This window comes from Mesorhizobium sp. INR15, assembly GCF_015500075.1.
Taxonomy (GTDB): Bacteria; Pseudomonadota; Alphaproteobacteria; order Rhizobiales; family Rhizobiaceae; genus Mesorhizobium.
Genome location: NZ_CP045496.1, coordinates 28576 through 50734, shown reverse-complemented (window position 1 = coordinate 50734; position 22159 = coordinate 28576). Strand labels below are relative to the sequence as shown.

Genomic DNA, 22159 nt, shown 5'->3' with positions numbered 1-22159 from the left:
ACAGGATCTAACCGGCCACGCGGGCTGGTTCGATCTGGAAGGCGGCCAAGGCCGCCTTCAGCCCATCAGGTCCCATCTCGACAGTCCGCGGCGTCGGCGAGAAGCCGGCGCCGAGCATCTTGCGGCCAAGCATGTGGTCACCAGGACGGTTGACGGATTCAATGCCGAGCAGCCGGTCTCCGGCATAGTGGTAGATCGAGAATTTGTTCTCGGCGAGATCACCCAGCACGACATGGCTGTCGCCGCCCGAGGTCAGCCCGACCATCTGCAGTTTCATGTCGCCTATATCGGACCAGAACCATGGCACCGCCGAATAGGAGTCGGCATGGCCGGTGATGGTGCGCGCCGCCAGGCGGGCCTGGTCGGTGGCGTTCTGCACTGATTCCAGCCGCACATCGCCTCCAGTGAACCAGTGGCGGTAGGAGGCTGCGTCGCCGATCGCCAGGATTTCCGCCGCCGAGCTGCGCATCTGATGATCGACGCGGATACCGTTGGCGACAGTGAGACCGGCGGCCTGCGCCAGTTCGACATTCGGCACGGCGCCAATGCCAACGATGACCATGCGCGCCGGTAGCCTTTCGCCGGTCGAGGTGATCGCAGCCGAGACATGACCGCCTTCGCCTTCAAGCCTGGCAATGGTGGTGCCGGTGAGAATACGTACGCCCATCGCTTCCAGCCGTTGCCGGACATGGCTTGCCACGACCGGCGCCACCGCGCGGCCGAGCAACCGTTCGACGGCTTCGACCACGGTCACCGTACGGCCGGCCGCCCGCAGCGTCGCGGCGATCTCCAGCCCGATGAAGCCGCCGCCCAGAATGACGACCTCGTCGCTCTGTGCGCTGAGCGCACGGATCAGCCTCGCATCGGCAATCGAGCGCAACGACAGGACGCCGGAAAGATCAGCACCAGGCAATGGCGGCAGGCGCGGACGCGATCCGGTCGCCAGGATCAGATGGTCGAAGGCAAGAGCGCCGCCGCCGGCGATGTCGAGGCTGCGGCGCCCAGTGTCGATCCGGTCGATCCTGATGCCAGGCCGGTAATCGATGGCGTTGTTGGAATAAAAGGCTTCACCGCGCAACGGCTGCGGCTTTGCCTCGGCGTCCTTGATGAAGGTCTTCGACAGTGGCGGCTTGTGATAGGGCAGCTCGTTCTCGTCGCCGACGAGAATGACCGGGCCATCATAGCCGTCCTCGCGCAGACTTGCGGCCGCTTGCACGCCCGCATGACCCGCACCGACAATGACCACGCCGTTCTTCATGGAATCCCTATCCCCAGCCGATTCTAGGATGTCTCGCCAAGTGGCAATTGTCTGACGCCGCCGCAAGAGAGCCTCTGCGGGTCGCACCCGGGATGGCGGCTGTCAATCATACAGTTCGGCGGCAAAGCCGTTGCAGCAGTGCGTAAAGTTGAGCTTTCCAGTTTAGAATAATTCTAAACTATTGTTTCAATTGGTTTTTCCTGCCGATTTTCGTTGACTTCCATCGGCGCCGAAGCTTTATGGAGGCTCGCGCAGTAGCGCATCCCTTTGATGTCTGGGCCTTGAACCCGTTCGATTGGAGGCATTTTGGTGTCTTTCTTCCGCGAACCGCGCGATGGCGCGGCAAGTCTTGCGCCCAGTGGTACGCACATGGCCTTGCGCCGGTTGCCGCGCGCGCCGTTCATGAATTTTCCGAAAAACTGGAGAGCGATAATGACAGCACGATATGGCGGCAGGTTTGCCGCGGTCGGTGCCACGGCACTGCTGACGGCAGCGGTGTTCGTGCTGCCGGCAAAGGCGGAAACCGATGCGAAGGCGGTCATCAAGACCTATGCCGACATCGGGCTGGCCAAATACGAGGATGCGCTGATCACGGCGCAGACACTCGACAAGGCTGTCGATGCGCTGCTGGCAAAGCCGTCGGTGGAGACGTTGAGTGCCGCTCGCGACGCCTGGAAGGCATCACGCGTCCCTTATCAGCAGACCGAGGTCTACCGTTTCGGCAACAAGGTCGTCGACGACTGGGAAGGCGAGGTGAATTCCTGGCCGCTGGACGAAGGCCTGATCGACTATGTCGCAAAGAGCTACGGCACCGAGTCGGACGCGAATTCGCTCTATGCAGCCAACGTGATCGCCAACAAGGAGATAGAGATCAACGGCAAGAAGGTCGATGCGTCGAACCTGACGCCGGAGTTCCTGTCAGGCACGCTGCAGCAGGCCGGCGGCATCGAAGCCAATGTCGCGACAGGCTACCATGCGATCGAATTCCTGCTGTGGGGCCAGGATCTGCACGGTACCGGTCCGGGCGCCGGCGAGCGTCCCTATACCGACTACGATCTCAAGAACTGCACGGGCGGCAATTGCGACCGCCGCGCCCAGTATCTGAAGTCGGCGACGGACCTCTTGGTTTCGGATCTGCGGAAAATGGTCGGCGACTGGAAAGAGGGCGGCGCTGCACGCAAGAACCTTGTCGACGGCGAGCCGAACACCGCCATCTCGATCATCTTCACCGGCATGGGTTCGCTGTCCTATGGCGAACTGGCCGGCGAGCGCATGAAACTCGGCCTGTTGCTGCACGACCCGGAAGAGGAGCAGGATTGCTTCTCCGACAACACCTACAACTCCCATCTCTATGACGCCATCGGCATCCGCGCCGCCTACCACGCGAGCTACAAGCGTCTCGATGGCACCGTCGTTGAAGGGCCTTCAGTGGCCGCCATGGTAAGAGCAGCCGATCCTGCGATCGACAAGGAACTGTCGGACAAGCTGGACGTCACTGTCGCCAAGATGGAAGCCATCAAGGCGCGGGCCGAGGCGGGTGAAGCCTATGACCAGCAGATCGCGGAAGGCAACACGGAAGGCAACGCCACCGTGCAGGCGGCGATCAACGCGCTGATCGACCAGACCAAGTCGATCGAACGCGCCGTTGGCACGCTGAAGCTCAACGCCATTGCCTTCGAGGGCTCCGACAGCCTTGATGCGCCCGACAAGGTGTTCAAGTAGCAGCCAGACATCAGGGCGTGGTCGGACTGACCATGCCCGGATGAGAGAATAAGCCACACGGCGCGGAGAGGGCGCCGCTAGCCACCCAGAGCGACGTAATGCTGATCTGCCATTGCAACATCATCACCGAGAAGGAAATTGAGCAGACGATCGTCGGGCTGCTGGATCAGGACCCCTGGCAGCTCATCGTGCCGGCGAAGATCTATCATGCCATGCAGAAGCGCGGTCGCTGTTGCGGCTGCTTCCCAAATGTGGTGGAAACGATCATTCGGGTAACCGAAAATTACCACGCTCGCTCGGAGGCGAGCGGCGTGGATATCATTTCACACCTGGATCGCGTCAGAGGCCTGCGCGTCCAATACGGGAGCAGAACTGATGAAAGGCGAAAAGCAGATCATCGAGCGGCTTAACGAGGCTCTTTTTCTGGAGCTTGGAGCCGTCAATCAGTATTGGGTGCATTTCCGTCTGCTGGAAGACTGGGGATACGCCAAGCTGGCGAAGAAGGAACGCGCGGAATCGATCGAGGAGATGCACCATGCCGACAGGCTCGTGGCCCGCATCATTTTCCTCGAGGGACATCCTAATCTGCAGTCGGTTGCGCCGTTGCGCATCGGACAGAATGTGAAGGAAGTGCTCGAATCCGACCTTGCCGGCGAGTATGACGCGCGCACCGCCTACAAGCGGTCACGCGAGATCTGCAATGAAGCGGGCGACTACGTGACGATGAAGCTGTTCGAGGAATTGCTGGCCGACGAGGAAGGACACATCGACTTCCTCGAAACGCAGCTCGACCTGCTCGCCTCGATCGGCGAGGAAAAATACGGCCTGCTTAACGCGGCGGCAGCCGACGAAGCGGAATAAGGACATGCGGGAATGCGGCGCGCCATAGCATTGTTGCGCCGCCTGCGGCGGGCCAAGCGCCCTCCGCTCCAGCAGGACCCGCGATCGACATCGTCTCGCGGGCTTTCCGTCCTCATTATAGTGGCGGTTACCGCGTCGGCTGTGGCCGGCACTATCGAACCGGCCGGCCTCTCGGCCACTCGTACTGATCTCAACCCCAGGGATCAGGCGCGCGTCATTGCCATCACCAGGCCGACCACTGATTTCTCCAAGCCCGAGCCGTTCGAACTCATGCAAGGCGGCGCCGGCACCTCCACGAAGGAGGCCAACCGCGACGCCTTCTCGCAATCCTCGGCCAACCTCTCTTTCGAGGAAGAGGGAGATTTCAAACTCGGCAACGCGCTTTTCCGCAAGAACTGGGTGTCATCGCCGTCATCGACACAGGCATCGGACGGGCTTGGCCCGTTGTTCAATGAGCGGGCCTGCCAGAATTGCCATGTGAAGGATGGCCGCGGTCATCCGCCCGAAGGCGACGCGGGCACAACGTCGATGTTTCTGCGGCTGGCGCGTGACGCCAGCACGGCGGAAGAGAAGGCGGCACGCGCCGATCGCAAGGTGCTGAACTATCCCGATCCGGTCTATGGCTCGCAACTCCAGGAACTGGCTGTTCCCGGCCTGCGCGGGGAAGGCCGGATGCATATCGACTACCAGGAACAGAAGGTGACGCTGGCCGGTGGCGCCATCGTCTCGCTGCGCAACCCCACCTATTCGATCGCCAATCTTGGCTATGGCCCACTTGATCCGCACACCACGCTGTCGCCGCGCCTGACACCGCCGATGATCGGGCTTGGCCTCATCGAGCAGATCGCGCCGGCTGACATCCTGGCGCGTGCCGACCCGGACGACAGGGATGGCGACGGCATTTCTGGTCGGCCCAACATCGTTCGCGATAATCAGAGCGGCGAACTGACGCTTGGCCGTTTCGGCTGGAAGGCGCAGAGCCTGTCGATCCGCGCGCAATCGGCGGACGCCTTCGCCGGTGATATCGGCATCTCGACGCCGGAAGTGCCGAAACACTGGGGCGACTGCACCGCCGCTCAGAAGGATTGCCTCGCCATGCCGAATGGCGTGCAGAAGCGGCTGGGTCCGGTCGAGGCACCGCCGCCGGTGATGGATCTTGTCATCTTCTATGCGCAGAATCTCGCCGTGCCGGCACGGCGAGACCTCGACAACCCTCAGGTGCTTGCCGGCAAGAAACAGTTCTACGAGATGGGCTGCATTTCGTGCCATACGCCGAAATTCGTCACCCGCCGCGGCACGCCCAACAAGGCGCAGGCCTTCCAGCTGATCTGGCCCTATTCCGATTTCCTGTTGCACGACATGGGGCCTGGCCTTGCTGATGGCCAGGCGGTGGGTGATGCCACAGGCAGCGAGTGGCGCACGCCGCCGCTTTGGGGCATCGGCCTGACGCGGACCATTAACGGGAATACGTTCTTCCTGCATGACGGGCGCGCCCGCAACCTGACCGAAGCAATCCTGTGGCATGGCGGTGAAGGGCAGAAGGCACGCGACCGCTTTGCCGCCGCCGATGCCGCCGATCGTGATGCACTGATCAAATTCCTGGAGGCACTGTGATGTCGAAACGTCTTGCTCTGGCTGTTGTGTTCCCGCTTGCACTGGCTGGTATGTCGCCGGCGGCGGCCGCCGTGAAGGCATCCGATGTCATCCAGCGCGCCATCGACGGCTTTGTCCGCCCGGCCTATTCCGGGTTGCACGATCATGCAGTCAGCCTGACCAAGGCGGTGCGAACACTCTGCGAGGCGCCGTCGCAACAGGGGCTCGATGCGGCGCGCGGCGAATTCTCGGCTACTGTGGAGGCGTGGTCGAAGGCGGAAATCATTGGTTTCGGGCCGATCAAGGAGAACAACCGGCTGGAGCGCATGCTCTACTGGCCGGACCGCAAGAGCATTGGCCTCAAGCAGGTCCAGGCGGCGTTGTCCGACAAGGACCCAACCGCCATCGACCCGGTGCTGCTGGCCGGAAAGAGCGTCGCCATGCAGGGGCTGGGCGCGCTGGAATTCTTACTTTTTGGCGACGGCGCCGACGCGCTGACGGGCAAGGACGACGCCTATCGCTGTGCCTATGGCGCGGCGATCGCTGGCAATATCGAAACCATGGCCGGCGATGTCAGTGACGCCTGGAACAAGCCGGACGGCTTCGCCGCGCTGTGGGCCAATCCCGGGCCGCAAAATGCGCTCTACCGAGATGGCACCGAGGCGGTGACCGAGCTGGTCGGCGTCTTCATCAATGAACTGGAGATGGTCCGCGACATCAGGCTCAAGGGGTTTTTGGGCGGCAAGCCGGAAGCCGACAAGCCGAAGCAGGCGATCTACTGGCGTTCGCAAAACACCGCCAGGTCGCTGGCCGGCAATCTTTCCGGCGTCGACACACTGTTCGAGGCCTCGAAACTCGGCGACGCGCTGCAGCCCGATAACAGCTGGATGGCCGAGTCCATCCATATCCAGCTCGTCAACGGCGTCAGCACGGCCCAGTCCGTCAAGGGCCCGATTGACAAGGTCCTGGCCGATCCGGCGCAGCGCGCGAAGCTTGAGCACTTCGCGCTGATCAGCTCAAGCCTGTCGACCCTTTTCGGTACCAGGCTGACCACCGAATTCGGCCTGACCGCCGGTTTTTCCTCGCTCGATGGGGATTGATGTTGAGAACCAACCTGATCGATCGCCGTGATTTCCTCCGCGCTGCCGGTGTCGGCTTCATGGCAGCGGTGGCGCCATCGGCCTGGGCCCAGACGCTTGCCGCCGACGCCGTCTTCGCCACCGCCTTCGTCAAGCGTGACGGCAGCTTTGGTGCCGCTGTGCTGTCCGAGGCCGGCAAGGTGCTGCACGCCATCAGCCTGCCCGATCGCGGCCACGACGTCACGTTCGACCCGGTGTCGAAACGGTCCGTGGTTTTCGCCAGGCAGCCAGGCACCTTCGCTGTCGTGTTCGATCACACTGGCAGGGATGCGCCGCTGACCATCGCCAGCATTCCTGGCCGGCACTTTTTTGGCCATGGCGTGTTTTCGTCCGATGGCGCGCTGCTCTATGCCACCGAGAACGATTTCGATAATGCCGCCGGCGTTGTCGGCGTCTACGATGCGCGGGCGAAATTCAACCGCATCGGAGAGTTCCCGACTTACGGCATGGGCTCGCACGAACTTCTGCTGCTGGGGGATGGCAAAACGCTGGCCATTGCCAATGGCGGCATCGAGACCCATCCCGACTACGGCCGAGCCGAACTCAACATCGCGACCATGAAACCGTCCTATGTGCTGGTCGACCGCGTCAGCGGCGGCCTCATCGAAAAGCACGAACTGCCGCTGGCCCTGCACCAGCTGTCGATCCGCCACATGGATGCCGATCCGTCCGGCACGGTCTGGTTCGGTTGCCAGTACCGGGGGCCGGGCACCGACCGTCCGCTGCTCGTCGGGCGTGCCGTGCGCGGCAAGGATTTGCAACTGCTCGACATGCCGACGGATGTGCTGTCCGGCTTCCGCAATTATATCGGCTCGGTCGCCGCCAATTCCGCCGCCGGCACGATTGCCGTCTCCTCGCCCGAAGGCAATTCGCTGGCTGTTATCGACATTGCCAGCGGGCGCATCGTCAGCGCGAACACGCTCGTCGAGGTTTGTGGCCTGGCCCCAGACCGATCGGGCTTCATGGCGACAACAGGTGCGGGTGAGATCATAGAAGGCAATGGCGCAACGCGCTCCGAACCGGACTATGTCTGGGACAACCACATGCTGCGTATCGAGGCTGGCGCCTGACTGCGCTTGCCGCTCAGCGGCATGAAAATGCTGGCTTTTGCGGCCGGCGCGAAGCGAAGCCATTTAACGATTTCTGCATTATCCCCTTGCGGCGGCGAGCCATGGCGGGCACAGGGAAACAGGTTTTTGACCAGCGTTCTCCACCGGCTGCCTTATGAAATTGCTTGCCATCGACTGTGCCGCCACTCTCTGCGCCGCTTGCGTCTATGATGCCGCGGCCGGGCAGGAGCTTGGCCGTTCGGTGCTCGATCTCGGCAAGGGCCACGCCGAGCACCTGATGGCGGTGATCGATGCGGCCTTGAAGGAGAGCCGGGCCGGTTATGCCGACCTCGGTGCGGTCGCGGTCTCCATTGGCCCAGGCTCGTTCACGGGCCTGCGTGTCGGTGTCTCGGCGGCACGGGGGCTGGCGCTCGCGCTGAAGATCCCGGCGATCGGGGTGACCACGCTTGAAGCACTGGCGGCGCAGGCTGCCACAACCTTCCCCGGCCGCACCGTCCTAGCGGTGCTGGATGCCGGCCGAGAGGAAATTCATGCCGCGCTTTACGATGAATTGTTAGGTTTGACTTACGGTCCGGCGGTGACTTCGCTTTCCGAAGCTGTCGCCATGGCGACGGACACCTCGGCGGCGCTGGCAGGCACGGCGGCGGCGCGGATTGCCACGACCGCCAGGCGCGCCTTTGATATTGGTCCGGAAGCCGCCACCGCCGATATCGCCGTCTACGCCAGGCTGGCGGCCACAAAAGGCGCGGGCGAAAAGCCGAAACCGCTCTATCTGCGCGGCGCCGACGCCAAGCCCCAGGCGGGTTTCATTCTATCGAGGCAGAATACCTGATGCGCATTCCCTTTCTCCAACCACGCCGCCGGGACTATGCGCTTGGGCAATTGACAATCGCAGACAGCCCGGCGGTCTCGCTGCTGCACCGCGAGGATTTTGTCCGGCCGTGGACCGATGGCGAATTCGCCGCACTGCTCGAACAAAACACGGTGTTCGGCTATGCCGCGCGTGAAACCGGGCAGGGCTCCAAACCGCCTGTCGGCTTCGTGCTGGCGCGGCTGGCGGCGGGCGAGGGTGAGATCCTGACTGTTGCCGTGGCGCGCTCGCACCGCAGGCAGGGGCTGGGCTGGCAATTGATGGATGCAGTACTGCGTGAATTGCATGCGCAGCGTGCCGAGGCTCTGTTCCTTGAGGTGGATGAAACCAACGTTGCCGCAATCGCGCTCTATCGGCGGCTGGGCTTCCGAGAGGTTGGTAAGCGTCCCAATTACTACAAGTCTCCGGAACATGGTCCGACAGGCGCGCTTGTCATGCGCCGCGATCTTCGCTAGCCAGAAGCTAGGGTAGGGCCAAGTGCAATGATCGGAAAAATCAGGATTTTCCTGGCGCTGGGCCTCGTTGTCGCCGGTTCGCTGGTGCTTGTGCCGCTGCAGATTCTGTCGATGAAGACAGGTCTGTGGCGCGAGACGATCATCCTCAAGATCTGGCACAGGCTGATCATCCGGGCCCTCGGCATGCGCATCCATGTCAGGGGCGCGCTGTCAAATCAGCGTCCGCTGCTGGTCGCGTCGAACCACATTTCCTGGACCGACATCATGGTGCTGGGCTCATTCGCCGATGTGAAATTCATCGCCAGGGCCGACATGGCCGGCTGGCCGCTGATCGGCATGCTGTCGAAATTGCAGCGCACTGTCTTCATCGAACGCGAGCGCAAGCGCTCGTCCGGTGACCAGGCGAGCGAGATCGCCAACCGCATGGCCAAGGGTGATGCCATGGTGCTGTTCGCCGAGGGCTCGACCGGCGACGGCAACATGATCCTGCCATTCAAGAGCACGCTGTTCGGCGCCGCGTCCATGGCAATCTCGGAAGGTGCTGCCGAGCAGGTCTTCATCCAGCCGGTGGCGATCGTCTATACCCGCCTGCACGGTGTGCCGCTTGGCCGCCGGCACCGGCCAATGGCTGCCTGGATCGGCGACGAGGACCTGATGCCGCACCTGAAGGTCCTGATGGCTGAGGGCGCCCTCGACGTCGAGGTGCATTTCGGCGAGCCGATCGCCTTCTCCAAGGGTTCGAACCGCAAGGAAACGTCAAAACTCATGGAAAGCCGGGTACGTGAGATGGTGCAGGCGGCACTCGCCGATCCGATACCCAGCCGCTAGCCGCAAGGCTTCCGGGCAAAAGCGTCTGTTTTTTGTCACGGAAAGGCGTTAGAAGCCGCCGGATGGAATTGAACACGATAGAGCGTGACGACATCGACACCGCGGCCGAAAGCATCGTTGCACCTGCCGCCGCGACCAAGAAGGTCTTCGTCAAGACCTATGGCTGCCAGATGAACGTCTATGATTCACAGCGCATGACCGATGCGCTGGCCGCTGACGGTTATACCGCGACCGACGCCATCGGCGAGGCCGATCTGGTGCTGCTCAACACGTGCCATATCAGGGAAAAAGCGGCCGAAAAGGTCTATTCCGAGCTCGGCCGCATTCGCGAAATGAAGGCTGAGCGGGCGCTGGCCGGACGCGAGATGCTGATCGGCGTTGCCGGCTGTGTCGCCCAGGCGGAAGGCGCCGAGATTATCCGGCGCTCGCCCGCCGTCGATCTGGTCATCGGCCCGCAGACCTATCATCGGCTGCCCGACGTACTGGCGCGGGTCCGCGGCGGTGAGAAGATCGTCGAGACCGAATATGCCATCGAGGACAAGTTCGAGCACCTGCCGCAGCCCAAGCGTGCCGAAATCATCAAGCGCGGCGTGACGGCGTTCCTCACGGTGCAGGAAGGCTGCGACAAGTTCTGCACCTTCTGCGTTGTGCCCTACACGCGCGGCTCGGAAGTATCGCGGTCGGTGGCGCAGATCGTCGCCGAGGCCGAGCGGCTGGCGCAAGCCGGCGTACGCGAGGTGACGCTGCTTGGCCAGAACGTCAATGCCTGGCACGGCCAGGGCGAGAATGGCGAGGAATGGGGCCTTGGCCGCCTGCTGCACCGGTTGGCCGAAATTCCCGGGCTGGCGCGGCTGCGTTACACGACCAGCCATCCGCGCGACATGGATGACGAACTGATAGCCGCGCACCGCGATCTGCCTGAGCTGATGCCTTACCTGCATCTGCCGGTGCAATCGGGTTCCGACCGTATCCTCAAGGCGATGAACCGCAGGCATACGGCCAGGGACTACCTGACCCTGCTTGATCGTGTTCGCGCCGCACGGACCGACATCGCGCTTTCGGGCGATTTCATCGTCGGCTTTCCCGGCGAGACCGAGGCCGATTTCGAGGCAACCATGCAACTGGTCCGTGAGGTCAATTATGCCTCGGCCTTCTCGTTCAAATACTCGCCGCGCCCCGGCACGCCCGGCGCCGAGATGGCCGATCATGTGCCCGAGGACGTCAAGGACGGGCGCCTGCAGAGGCTGCAGGCATTGCTCCTGAAACAGCAGCAGGATTTCGGCACCAGCCAGGTCGGCAAGACCATGGATACGCTGATCGAGAAGCCCGGTCGCCAGGCCGGCCAGAAGGTCGGCCGTTCGCCTTGGCTGCAGCCGGTAATTGTTGATGAAAACGCCGGCGAAATCGGTGACATTATCCAGGTGCGAATCACGAAGACGGGCTACAACAGCCTGTTCGCCGAATTGGCCCCATGACGGCCTCGGCAGATGAGGAGAGACGGTTGAGCGCTGCGGAAGTGAAGGCTCTGCCCCAGAACGTTGCCTCCGGGGCCTCTGATATGGCGCACATCGTTCTGACTTTCGACAACAACAAGCTTGCCAGCGCCCTTTATGGCCAGTTCGACGAGAACCTGGCCAGGCTCGAGCAAAAGCTCGGGGTCGACATCCGCTCGCGCGGCAACCAGCTGACCATCAAGGGTTCGGGGTCCGCCGCCGAGCAGGCGCGCCGTGCGCTCGACAGTCTCTATGGCATTCTGCAGAAGGGCGCCGACATCGGCCAGTCCGACGTCGATGGCGCGGTGCGCATGGCGATGGCCGCCGACGATCAGCTGACGCTGCCGACGCTGGAGCGCAAGGGCAAAGTCTCCGCTGCGCAGATCGCCACGCGCAAGAAGACGATCTACGCCCGCTCGCTCAACCAGGATGCGTATATGCGGGCGCTGGAGCGGTCGGAACTGGTGTTCGGCATCGGTCCGGCAGGCACCGGCAAGACCTATCTGGCGGTGGCGCATGCCGCGATGCTGCTTGAGCGCGGCATGGTGGAGCGCATCATTCTTTCGCGCCCCGCCGTCGAGGCAGGCGAACGGCTGGGCTTCTTGCCGGGCGACATGAAGGAAAAGGTCGATCCGTATCTGCGTCCTCTCTATGACGCGCTCTACGACATGATGCCGGCCGACAAGGTCGAACGCGCCATTGCCGCCGAGGTGATCGAGATCGCGCCGCTCGCCTTCATGCGCGGCCGCACGCTGGCGCATGCCGCCGTCATTCTCGACGAGGCGCAAAACACCACGCCGATGCAGATGAAGATGTTCCTGACGCGTTTGGGCGAGAATTCGCGCATGATCGTCACCGGCGATCCGACCCAGATCGACCTGCCCTCGAACACCAAATCCGGCCTGGTCGAAGCCTTGCGGGTTCTGGATGGTGTCGCGGGGGCGGTCACCGTGCGCTTCAACGACGGCGACGTGGTTCGTCACCCGTTGGTGGCTGAAATCGTCAGGGCTTACGACCGCGACGCCAAGCTGGCACGCGGCCTCGGCGCCGAGAATTGATCTGACGATGCCGCGTCATGCCTGAACACATCAAACCTGTCGGCGGGGACCTGCCCGTCGACATTGATCTGCCCCTCGACATCGATCTGATTGTCGAGGCGGGAGATTGGCCAGATGAGGCCGAGCTTTCGCGGCTGGTCGACAGGGCCGCGGCTGCCGCTTTCGCCGAAACGGGCGCTAAGGGACATTCGGAACTCAGCGTCGTTTTTTCCGACGACGCCCATGTTCAGAAGCTGAATGCCGGCTGGCGCGGCAAGGACAAGCCCACCAACGTCCTGTCTTTCCCGGCTTTTCCCTTCCCCAAGGGCGGTCCCCTGCCGCCGATGCTGGGCGACATTGTCCTGGCCGCCGAAACCGTCTCGCGCGAAGCGGCACTGGAAGACAAGCCTGTCGAGAACCATATCACCCATCTCGTCATGCATGGCCTGCTGCATCTGCTTGGCTATGATCACGAGACCGACGCCGAGGCCGAGGAGATGGAAGCCCTGGAGCGCACGGCGCTTGCAAGGCTTGCCATTCCCGATCCCTACGCGTAACTACATCTGACAATTGACCGGACGAAGATGAACGACAAACCTGAAACTGCCGCCCGCCCCGACGCCGGCAGTACGACCAAGGCTTCCGACACGTCGGAAGAGGGATCAAGTCCGAGTACCGTTACCCCTGGTGTTGCCAACACCGGCAGCGCTGCCATTGAGCCGTCGCCTGCCGGCCCTTCCCTGTTCGACCGCGTTGTAGGCCTGTTCCGGCAGCGCAACGGAACCAGCCTGCGCGAGGAAATCGCCGGCGCGCTTGCCGAGACGACCACCGACGCCGAATCGTTCTCGCCGGGCGAACGCGCCATGCTCAACAACATCTTGCGGCTGCGTGAGGTGCGCGTCGAGGATGTGATGGTGCCGCGCGCCGACATCGAGGCGGTCGAGATCACCACCACGCTGGGCGATCTGCTCGGTCTGTTCGAGCAGTCCGGCCATTCCCGCATGCCGGTCTATTCCGAGACGCTTGATGATCCGCGCGGCATGGTCCACATCCGTGACGTGCTGGCCCACATCACCAAGATCGCCCGCGTCAAGAAGGGCCGGGCCAGGAAAACCCCGGTTGCCACCGTGCTCGATCTGGCTCAGGTCGACCTCGCGCGCACCATTGGCGACCTCAACCTCATCCGTCCGGTGCTGTTCGTGCCGCCGTCGATGCTGGCCTCCGATCTGATGGGCCGCATGCAGACGACGCGCACGCAGATGGCGCTGGTCATCGATGAATATGGCGGCACCGATGGTCTCGCCTCGCTTGAGGACATCGTCGAGATGGTCGTCGGCGACATCGAGGATGAACATGACGACGACGAGCCGATGATCACCCAGGCCGGCGAAGGCGTGTTCATCGTTGACGGCAAGGCCGAGATCGACGACGTCGCCAAGATGATCGGTGAAGATTTCGCCGCCGGTGAACATGGCGAATATGTCGACACGATCGGCGGCATGATCTTCAACACGCTTGGCCGTGTTCCGGCGCGCGGCGAAGTGGTGCAAGCCATCCCCGGCTTCGAGTTCCACGTGCTGGATGCCGATCCGCGCCGCGTCAAGCGGGTGCGCATCGTGCAGAGCCAGAAGGGCGAGCGCCGCCGCCGCGTCGCGCGCGCCGAGCAAGCCTGACACGCATCGCCGGAATATGGCCGACGACCCCTTCAAGCACTCTGCCATGGGTTCCGGGGTCTTCTACAGGGACCCATGGGCGGCCCTTGCCTGGCTTGAAGCGGCCTTTGGCTTCGAACGCAGCATGGTGATCAGCGATGCCGAAGGCAGGCTCGTCCATTCCGAGATGCGGTTCGGTGACGGCTATATCATCGTCGATTCCGAATGGACCGGCTACGTCGCCAGCCCGGTATCGGTCGCGGGCAAGAACACACAATCGGTCTATGTCCGCCTGAAAGAGGGGATCGACGCCCATTGCGAGCATGCGAGGGCAGCGGGCGCGGATATCATCCAGGAGCCGGCGGACCAGTTTTATGGTGAGCGGCTCTACCGGGCCCGCGATCCTGAAGGCCATGTCTGGACTTTCACGCAAACCCTGCGCTCGGTTTCGCGGGAAGAGGCAGAGCGGTTGGGCGACGTGAAGATCGAAGGCTGGCATCGATAGGCGCAGGGCGTCCATCCGTATTTGGAGCGCAAGCCGCGGCCTGATAAATCTTGGCTCCTGATTCGCGCGACTCGGAAGTTTGCATGGAGCGCCTTGCCGGCCGGATAATTTTGCTTTGGGGTTGGCGGCGTGCGCTTGTGGCGTTTCTCGCCGGCGCGTTGGCGGTTCTTGGCCAGGCTCCCTACGATTTCTTTGCCGCCTGTTTCATCTCGTTTCCGCTCCTGGTGTGGCTGCTCGACGGCGCCACCGGCGAAGCCTCCGGCAGCCTGTTCCGGCGCCTGCGGCCGGCCTTCGCCGTCGGCTGGTGGTTCGGTTTCGGTTATTTCCTTGCCGGCCTCTGGTGGATCGGCTCGGCGCTTCTGGTCGAGGCCGACAGCTTCGCCTGGGCCTTGCCGTTCGCCGTCGTCGGCATCCCTTTCGCACTCGCCTTCTTCTACGGCTTCGCAACGCTGGTTGCCCGGCTGTTATGGAGCAGCGATATCGGCCGCATCGCGGCTCTTGCCTTCGGCTTTGGCCTGACCGAATGGCTGCGCGGCTTCCTGTTCACCGGCTTTCCCTGGAATGCCGTCGGCTATGCCGCAATGCCGGTGCCCCTGCTGATGCAGAGCGTGTCGGTGACCGGCATGATCGGCATGAATGCGCTCGCGGTGTTCGTCTTCGCGCTGCCAGCGCTGTTGGCTGCACGTCGGCATCTGCGTCTCGGCCTGGCGCTGTTTGTCATTCTCGTCGCCGCCCATGCCGGTTTTGGCTATTTCAGGCTTGCCGCCCCCGGAAAGCCGGCCACGCAAAGCGTCGATGTCCGTATCGTTCAGCCTGCCGTCGATCTCTCGGAAAAATGGGACGCCTCGGTGCGCGACCGCATCTTCGCCACCTTGATGGGGCTGTCGGCCAAGGCGCCCGAGCCCGGTCACGGCAAGCCGCAACTCATCCTGTGGCCGGAAACCTCGGTGCCATTCCTGTTTACCGAGCGGCCGGACGCGTTGACGGCGCTGGGTGATATGCTCGGCGATGGCCAGATGCTGATCGCCGGTGTCGTGCGCGAGGAGGGCGGTTCGGGGGCCAACGCGGAAAGCCGCTACTACAATTCCGTGGTGGCCATAAACGACAAGGGCGAGATCGCCGACGCCGTCGACAAGGTGCATCTGGTGCCGTTCGGCGAATACCTGCCTTTCTCCGACCTGCTTGCCCGTTTTGGCATCGGCCAGCTTGTCGCGGGGCCGATGAATTTCGCCGCCGGCAATGAACGGCACGCAATCGCGCTGCCGGGCGGCCTGCGGGCGCTGCCCTTTATCTGTTATGAGGTGATCTTTCCCGAACTGGTGGCAGTTGACGCTACGTCAGCGCAGCTTATTGTGAATGTCACAAATGACGCGTGGTTCGGTGACACGCCGGGTCCGTACCAGCATTTCAGGCAGGCTCAGATCAGGGCGGTGGAAAACGGTGTGCCTTTGTTGCGTGCGGCCAACAATGGCATCTCCGCGGTTGTCGATCCACACGGACGCATCGTCGACGCATTGGCGATCGACGCGCGGGGAGCCATCGATGTGCGGGTGCCAATTTCTGAACAAACTGTCCTATCCTCCAGCCAAAGGCGCATTAACGGAATGCTGATCATGTTGCTGTTTGCCATGGCGGCTGCCTTGCTCAATGTAAGGCAAAGGCTACGGGTGAATTGACAGTCAACACATTAGAAACTCATACTGTAACGGCCTGAAATTTCTCGAAGTTGGTGGATCGTTCTGTTGGGGCAGACGCCTCCGGCTTCGTTTGGGCTAGAAAAAATAGACAAAGCCGAAAAAATTCGGCGAGGAAAAAATGACAGAAGACAACAAGAAAAAACCGAATCCGATCGACATCCATGTCGGAAGTCGCATCCGGCTTCGTCGCAATATGCTCGGAATGAGCCAGGAGAAGCTGGGTGAAAGTCTCGGCATAACGTTTCAGCAAATCCAGAAATATGAGAAAGGCACCAACCGCGTCGGCGCCAGCCGTCTGCAAGCCATAGCTTCCATACTCGGCGTGCCTGTCGCCTTCTTCTTCGAGGATGCACCTGGCCAGGAAGCCGCGACCAACCGTGGCTTCGCGGAGGATGCCTCGATGGCTTTCGCCGTCGAATTCTGCGGCAGCCCGGAGGGCCTCCAGCTCAACCGGGCTTTCGTCAAGATCGCCGATGTCAAGGTACGCCGTAGGATCATCGACCTGGTGAAGTCGCTCGCGGCCGACGATTTCGACTGATCCTGACGCTCAACCGGCGGCGTTCTGCCGCCGGTGGCACAAAACAATAGCATCGACATTCATGCCAGATCGGACGCGCCGCTTGACGAGCGGCGCTCCGCACCGCTAACACGTGGCGCGCCAAAATCGGCAGCCTGCCGATCGTTTTTCAAGAGGGGACACCCGTGACGCGGCAGAACTACTTCTTTACCTCGGAATCCGTTGCCGAGGGCCATCCTGACAAAGTTTGTGACCGTATCTCCGACGAAATCGTCGATCTGGTCTACCGTGAGGCCAAGAAGACCGGCATGGACCCCTGGAAGGTCCGCGTCGCCTGCGAGACGCTCGCTACCACGAATCGCGTCGTCATTGCCGGCGAAGTGCGCGTTCCCGAGACGCTGCTCAAGAAAGACAAGGCCGGCAACATCCTGAAGGATGCCGCCGGACATCCGGTCGTCAATCCGGCGAAATTCAAGTCGGTTGCCCGCAAGGCCATCCGTGAAATCGGCTACGAGCAGGCCGGCTTCCACTGGAAGACCGCCAAGATCGAAGTCCTGTTGCATGGCCAGTCGCCTGATATCGGCCAGGGCGTCGACAACGCTTCCGACCGCCAGGGCGAAGAAGGTGCCGGCGACCAGGGCATCATGTTCGGCTATGCCTGCCGAGAGACGCCGGATCTGATGCCGGCGCCGATCTATTACAGCCACAAGATTCTCGAGTTGCTGGCCGCGGCCCGCCACGAAGGCAGCGGAGACGCCGGCAAGCTCGGCCCCGATGCCAAGAGCCAGGTCACCGTCCGCTATGTCGACGGCAAGGCCGCCGAGGCAACGCAGATCGTGCTGTCGACACAGCATCTCGATGCCAGCTGGGATTCGAAGAAGGTCCGCAAGGTCGTCGAGCCCTACATCCGTGAGGCGCTGGGCGACCTGAAGATCGCCGACAACTGCATGTGGTACATCAATCCGACCGGCAAGTTCGTCATCGGCGGACCTGACGGCGACGCCGGCCTGACCGGCCGCAAGATCATCGTCGACACCTATGGTGGCGCCGCACCTCATGGCGGTGGCGCTTTCTCCGGCAAGGACACGACCAAGGTCGACCGTTCGGCTGCCTATGCGGCGCGGTATCTCGCCAAGAATGTCGTGGCGGCGAAGCTTGCCGACCGCTGCACCATCCAGCTGTCCTACGCCATCGGCGTCGCGCAGCCCCTGTCGGTCTATGTCGACCTGCATGGGACCGGCAAGGTTGACGAGGCCAAGCTCGAAGAGGCGCTGCGTACCGTGATGGACCTGTCGCCATCTGGTATTCGCCGTCACCTCGACCTCAACAAGCCGATCTACGCCAAGACGTCGTCCTACGGCCATTTCGGCCGCAAGGCCGGCCGCGACGGGTCTTTCTCCTGGGAGAAGACCGACCTCGCCAAAGCCCTCAAGGACGCGGTCGCCGCCTGATCGCGGCGCCAAGCCCCGCCCATGGACCCTAAGGACAGACGAAGCCGAGCGACCGAAGCATTTTTCGGTCGCCGGCGCGGCAAGACCATGCGTCCGCAACAGGCGGCCGCACTGGAAAGCGGCTTTGGCACATACAGGCTTGACCTGACGGCTGAACCGCCGGCGGATTTGCGCACGCTGTTTGAAGCCGAGGTCGCGGGGGTTCGCCTCGAGATCGGCTTCGGCGGCGGCGAACATCTCCTGCACCGCGCGACAGAGGCGCCGGCGATCGGCTTTGTCGGCGTCGAGCCTTTCGTCAACGGCATGGCCAAGATGATGATGGCGGTGAAGGAAAAGCCGCTCGCCAATCTGCGCGTCTATGATGACGACGCCACGCAGTTGCTCGACTGGCTGCCACAGGCCTCGCTCGACGGCATCGACCTGCTCTACCCGGACCCCTGGCCAAAGAAGAAGCACTGGAAGCGGCGCTTCGTCAGCCCGGTCAATCTCGATCGTTTCGCGCGTGTCCTGAAGCCGGGTTCGAAATTCCGCTTTGCCTCCGACATCGATACCTATGTGAACTGGACGTTGCAGCACTGCCGGGCACATGGCGCCCTCGCATGGCAGGCGTCGGACGCGGCGGACTGGCACCGCCCTTACGACGGCTGGCCGGGAACGCGCTATGAGGCGAAAGCCATTCGCGAAGGCCGCCGGCCCGCCTACCTAACCTTCCTTAGGACGTGATTCGGACGCTCTGGCGGGAAGCGATACGCGCACGCGCAGACCGTGGCCATTTCCGCCCGCCATCAGGTCGAGCCTTCCGCCAAACAGCGCCGCGATTTCCTCCACGATAGGCAGGCCAAGCCCGGCTCCCGGTTTTTCACCTGTCCGTCCGCGCACGAAGCGGCGGCGTACGTTGTCGAGTTCCGCCGGCGGAATGCCAGGGCCGTTGTCCTCGACTTCCAGCAGCACATCGTCCCCGACGGCAAGGACCTTGACGGTCGCTTCCGTGCCGCTTCCCGCGTAGGTCAGCGCGTTCTCGACCAGGTTTCGGATCATTTCACCGAGCAGCATCGGTTCGCCACGCACATGGAGTGGCGTCTCGCCTTCGAAGCCAAGGTCGATGCCGGATGCGTGGGCCCTGGTGACGAGTTCCGCTGTCAGCGTGCTGGCAAGCGCCGTCAGGTCGACGGTGTCGAGGTTCTTCAGCCGATCGGACGCCGCCTCGTCAACCTTGGCGAGCAGCAGAAGCTGAGCGATCACGCGTTCCGCGTGCACTACCGCCTCATCGCCGATCCTGGCCGCGGCGCGGGCCTCATCAAGTGAATGAGCACGTGCCGAAAGCGCCAGCTGCGTGCGGATGATGGTCAGCGGCGTGCGCAGCTGGTGGCTGGCATTGCCGGTGAAGTGCCGCATGGCGCCGAGCGCGGAATTCAGCCGCCCCATGAAAGAATTGACGGTGTCGACCAGACCCCGCACCTCCTTGGGCACCGCCTGTTCGATCGGATGCAGGTCGTCGGGGTTGCGTTCGGCGATCGCGTCTTGCAGGCGGTAAAGCGGTCCAAGCGAGAATGTCACGGCAAGCCATGCGATCATCACCGCGCTGCCGATCAGGATGGCGAGGCGCAACGCTGAGCGCAACAGGATGGTCCGGGCCAGCTGCGTGCGGGCAATGGTCGTCTCGGCGATCGTGACGACAAACGGCACCGAGCTTACGCCGGTCGACGCGGCCCGGGAAAGCGAGGCCAGCCGGATCGGTTCGCCGCGAAAGCTGGCATCGGCATAGCCGCTTTCCTCTCGGCCCAGCCCAGCTATCACCGGCAGCGTCTGGTAGCCGGTGATGAAGGCGCCATTCGGCCCGTCGATACGATAGAAGACGCGATCCTGCGCTGCCGAAGTCAGCATTTCCAGCGCGACATAGGGGATGTCGACTTCCAGTGCACCGCCTTCGCCAACCACTACGCGCTCGGCGATCGCCAGCGCGGAGCCTGCCAGCACCCGGTCGGACACGGCATTCGCCGTATCGACGGCCTCGCGATAGGTATCGGCGAGCGCGGTCAGGCCGATGCTGACAAGCGGCACCAGCAGCCAGAGCAGCAGCCGCCCGCGCAGGGAGTAGGGCTTGGCGGCCGCCGTCATTAGCTCTGGATCTTTTCGAGATAGTAGCCGATGCCTCGGGCCGTCCTCACCGTCAGGCCACAGGGCGCCAGCCGTTTGCGCAACCGGCTGACATATTGCTCGACGGCATTGGCGCTCAAATCCTCATCGAAGCCGGCCAGCGATTCGATGATCGCCTGTTTGGCGACCACCTTGCCGGCACGCATGAACAGGGTTTCGAGCAACCCGAGTTCGCGTGCGGGAATGTCGATTGCGTTGCCCAGCCAGGAAAAGCTGCGCGTGTTGAGATCGAGCACAACGTCACCGAAAGAAACCGTAGCCGCCTTCAGGCCGGCGCGGCGCCGCATCAGCGTGCGCACGCGGGCTTCCAGCTCGTCGACATCGAACGGTTTGACCATGTAGTCGTCGGCGCCGAGATTGAGCCCGGTGACCCGTTCCGTAAGCGAATGGCGCGCCGACAGGATGAGCACGGCGACGTCGTCCTGGCGGCCGCGTATCGTGCGCAGCACCTCCAGCCCATCCATCTCGGGAAGGTTGAGGTCGAGGATCACCAGGTCGAACCGTTCGGTGGCCACCACCGCTACGGCCGAGGCGCCATCGCCGACGACGTCAACGGCGTAGCCGCTGCCTTTCAGCACAGCCGCCAGCCCGCCCGCCAGCGTCGCGTTGTCCTCCACCACCAGGATGCGCACCGGATTCTCCTTGCCGCCTCGCGCTGACGATGCCAACCCGCCGGGCAAAGGTCCAGCGCCACCCTCGATCGATCTCTGTTGTTGTGCGGTCCGGACGGCTGATGCATGGTCTGCCGGCAATGCGTATGGCCATCCTCACCGCTGTCGTTTGTCTCTCGGCGCCCGCCTGGGCCGATGTGACGATCTTTCCGGCGCTCAAGGGCGGCGCCGATGCCCGTATGCTGGTCGTCTATTCGTCGCTGGATATCCCGTTGGCCAAGCCGATGGTCGACGGTTTCCAGAAAGCCAATCCCGATGTCGCCGTGCGCTATGAGGAATTGCTGACGACCGACATCTACGATCGGGTAATCGCGGAAACCGACAGCGGCAAGGGCACCGCCGACATTGCCTTTTCCTCGGCCATGGATCTTCAGGTCAAGCTGGCCAATGACGGCTACGCCCAGGAGAGCCGGCTGCCATTGTCGGATCGTTGGCCGCGCTGGGCCAACTGGCGCGACACCGCCTATGCCTTGACCTTTGAACCGGCCGTCTTCGTCTACCACAAGCCGAGCTTCAAGGAGGCGCCGCCGCCGGCGACACGCGGCCAATTTGTCGATTTCCTGAGAACCCAGGGCGACAAGGTCTATGGCCGCATCGCTACCTACGACATCGAGCGGTCCGGCGTGGGCTTCATGTTCATGGCGCGCGATCAGGAGCAATATCCCGACATCTGGTCGGTGATCCGCTCGATGGGGGCTGCCGGCGTCAAGCTCTATTCGACCAGCTCCGCCATCCTTGAGCGCATTGCCGATGGACGTTTCGTGCTTGGCTACAACATCCTGGGCTCCTACGCCGCCGACTGGGCGGCGAGAAATCCCGATGTCGGCATCGTCCTGCCCAAGGATTATACCGTGGTGATGTCACGCATCGGACTGGTACCGGCCGCGGCGCGTTCGCCGGATCTCGGCCGCCGCTATCTCGAATATTTCATGTCGGCGCAGGGCCAGACGGTGATGGCGCGTGAACTCCAGATCGCCGCCGTCAATCCAGACGTTTCGGGCCAGAACACCGCGAACAGAATGCAGGAAGTGCTCGGCGCGCAGCTGCGCCCCGTGCCGGTCAGCCCAGGGCTCATGGTCTATCTCGACCAGGTCAAGCGTACGCGCCTCATCGCACGCTGGAACGAAGCGTTGCGCAGCCCCTGAGCGGCTTTTCCCAACTTTATCTGCCGGTGTCAGTTTG

Annotated in this window: 23 protein-coding genes; 19 read left to right on the top strand and 4 right to left on the bottom strand. The window is 63.0% G+C overall.

The features are described 5' to 3' along the window. Positions 1-7 precede the first annotated feature (7 nt). Both GA829_RS00250 and GA829_RS00245 read right to left on the bottom strand, forming a co-directional pair. Positions 8-1258 (bottom strand): NAD(P)/FAD-dependent oxidoreductase, encoded by a 1251-nt coding sequence (locus GA829_RS00250; protein WP_195176609.1) that lies wholly within the window; start codon positions 1256-1258, stop codon positions 8-10. 173 nt (positions 1259-1431) lie between these two features. Beyond that, positions 1432-1662: a hypothetical protein gene (locus GA829_RS00245; RefSeq protein WP_195176608.1), complete on the bottom strand. Its 231-nt coding sequence runs from the start codon at positions 1660-1662 to the stop codon at positions 1432-1434. Between the two features lie 28 nt (positions 1663-1690). Here GA829_RS00245 and GA829_RS00240 point away from each other — a divergent pair, with 28 nt between their 5' ends. The 18 genes from GA829_RS00240 to trmB all read left to right on the top strand — a co-directional run bounded on the left by GA829_RS00240 (position 1691) and on the right by trmB (position 18872). Further along, positions 1691-2980, top strand: a complete 1290-nt coding sequence (locus GA829_RS00240; protein ID WP_195176607.1) for an imelysin family protein — start codon at positions 1691-1693, stop codon at positions 2978-2980. Positions 2981-3078: 98 nt separating this feature from the next. Beyond that, on the top strand, positions 3079-3390 hold the full coding sequence (locus GA829_RS00235) for a (2Fe-2S)-binding protein (RefSeq protein WP_195176606.1): 312 nt from the start codon (positions 3079-3081) through the stop codon (positions 3388-3390). Continuing rightward, positions 3356-3841 carry a bacterioferritin gene (bfr, locus tag GA829_RS00230; protein WP_195176605.1) on the top strand — a complete coding sequence of 162 codons (486 nt, stop codon included), beginning with the start codon at positions 3356-3358 and terminating at the stop codon, positions 3839-3841. Before GA829_RS00235 ends, bfr begins: the two co-directional genes overlap by 35 nt. A gap of 12 nt (positions 3842-3853) precedes the next feature. Further along, complete coding sequence (locus GA829_RS00225) at positions 3854-5455, top strand: di-heme oxidoreductase family protein (RefSeq protein ID WP_195176604.1); 1602 nt, start codon at positions 3854-3856, stop codon at positions 5453-5455. Next, a complete protein-coding gene (locus tag GA829_RS00220; RefSeq protein ID WP_195176603.1) occupies positions 5455-6534 on the top strand; it encodes an imelysin family protein in 1080 nt (359 codons plus the stop codon). The genes GA829_RS00225 and GA829_RS00220 overlap by 1 nt, the downstream gene beginning before the upstream one ends. A gap of 2 nt (positions 6535-6536) precedes the next feature. Then, the gene (locus tag GA829_RS00215) at positions 6537-7643 is read left to right on the top strand and encodes a DUF1513 domain-containing protein (protein ID WP_195179460.1); all 1107 of its coding nucleotides are present in this window, start codon (positions 6537-6539) and stop codon (positions 7641-7643) included. A gap of 154 nt (positions 7644-7797) precedes the next feature. After that, positions 7798-8475 (top strand): tRNA (adenosine(37)-N6)-threonylcarbamoyltransferase complex dimerization subunit type 1 TsaB, encoded by a 678-nt coding sequence (gene tsaB, locus GA829_RS00210; RefSeq protein ID WP_195176602.1) that lies wholly within the window; start codon positions 7798-7800, stop codon positions 8473-8475. Further along, on the top strand, positions 8475-8969 hold the full coding sequence (rimI, locus tag GA829_RS00205; RefSeq protein ID WP_195176601.1) for a ribosomal protein S18-alanine N-acetyltransferase: 495 nt from the start codon (positions 8475-8477) through the stop codon (positions 8967-8969). The genes tsaB and rimI overlap by 1 nt, the downstream gene beginning before the upstream one ends. Positions 8970-8996: 27 nt before the next feature. Next, entirely contained in the window at positions 8997-9797 is an 801-nt protein-coding gene (gene olsA, locus GA829_RS00200; RefSeq protein WP_195176600.1) for a lyso-ornithine lipid O-acyltransferase, read from the top strand. Between the two features lie 62 nt (positions 9798-9859). Continuing rightward, entirely contained in the window at positions 9860-11272 is a 1413-nt protein-coding gene (gene miaB, locus GA829_RS00195; protein ID WP_195176599.1) for a tRNA (N6-isopentenyl adenosine(37)-C2)-methylthiotransferase MiaB, read from the top strand. A gap of 83 nt (positions 11273-11355) precedes the next feature. After that, complete coding sequence (locus GA829_RS00190) at positions 11356-12348, top strand: PhoH family protein (protein WP_258052067.1); 993 nt, start codon at positions 11356-11358, stop codon at positions 12346-12348. Positions 12349-12365: 17 nt separating this feature from the next. Beyond that, complete coding sequence (ybeY, locus tag GA829_RS00185; RefSeq protein WP_195176597.1) at positions 12366-12884, top strand: rRNA maturation RNase YbeY; 519 nt, start codon at positions 12366-12368, stop codon at positions 12882-12884. A 27-nt stretch (positions 12885-12911) separates the two neighbouring features. Beyond that, positions 12912-14000 carry a hemolysin family protein gene (locus tag GA829_RS00180; protein WP_195176596.1) on the top strand — a complete coding sequence of 363 codons (1089 nt, stop codon included), beginning with the start codon at positions 12912-12914 and terminating at the stop codon, positions 13998-14000. A gap of 16 nt (positions 14001-14016) precedes the next feature. Next, positions 14017-14484, top strand: coding sequence for a VOC family protein (locus tag GA829_RS00175; RefSeq protein ID WP_195176595.1), 468 nt, complete (start codon positions 14017-14019; stop codon positions 14482-14484). Between the two features lie 83 nt (positions 14485-14567). After that, positions 14568-16160 carry an apolipoprotein N-acyltransferase gene (gene lnt / locus GA829_RS00170; protein ID WP_195176594.1) on the top strand — a complete coding sequence of 531 codons (1593 nt, stop codon included), beginning with the start codon at positions 14568-14570 and terminating at the stop codon, positions 16158-16160. A 139-nt stretch (positions 16161-16299) separates the two neighbouring features. After that, the gene (locus GA829_RS00165; RefSeq protein ID WP_195176593.1) at positions 16300-16719 is read left to right on the top strand and encodes a helix-turn-helix domain-containing protein; all 420 of its coding nucleotides are present in this window, start codon (positions 16300-16302) and stop codon (positions 16717-16719) included. A 164-nt stretch (positions 16720-16883) separates the two neighbouring features. Continuing rightward, complete coding sequence (gene metK, locus GA829_RS00160; protein ID WP_195176592.1) at positions 16884-18149, top strand: methionine adenosyltransferase; 1266 nt, start codon at positions 16884-16886, stop codon at positions 18147-18149. A gap of 21 nt (positions 18150-18170) precedes the next feature. Continuing rightward, on the top strand, positions 18171-18872 hold the full coding sequence (gene trmB / locus GA829_RS00155; RefSeq protein WP_195176591.1) for a tRNA (guanine(46)-N(7))-methyltransferase TrmB: 702 nt from the start codon (positions 18171-18173) through the stop codon (positions 18870-18872). On the opposite strand, the gene GA829_RS00150 is transcribed toward trmB, so the two are convergent. Then, a complete protein-coding gene (locus tag GA829_RS00150) occupies positions 18852-20267 on the bottom strand; it encodes a sensor histidine kinase (protein WP_195176590.1) in 1416 nt (471 codons plus the stop codon). The two genes, trmB and GA829_RS00150, sit on opposite strands and share 21 nt — an antisense overlap. Next, complete coding sequence (locus GA829_RS00145; protein WP_195176589.1) at positions 20267-20938, bottom strand: response regulator transcription factor; 672 nt, start codon at positions 20936-20938, stop codon at positions 20267-20269. Before GA829_RS00145 ends, GA829_RS00150 begins: the two co-directional genes overlap by 1 nt. Before the next feature lie 119 nt (positions 20939-21057). On the opposite strand from GA829_RS00145, the gene GA829_RS00140 reads away from it, so the two are divergent. Continuing rightward, positions 21058-22122, top strand: a complete 1065-nt coding sequence (locus GA829_RS00140; protein ID WP_195179459.1) for an ABC transporter substrate-binding protein — start codon at positions 21058-21060, stop codon at positions 22120-22122. Positions 22123-22159: the final 37 nt, after the last annotated feature.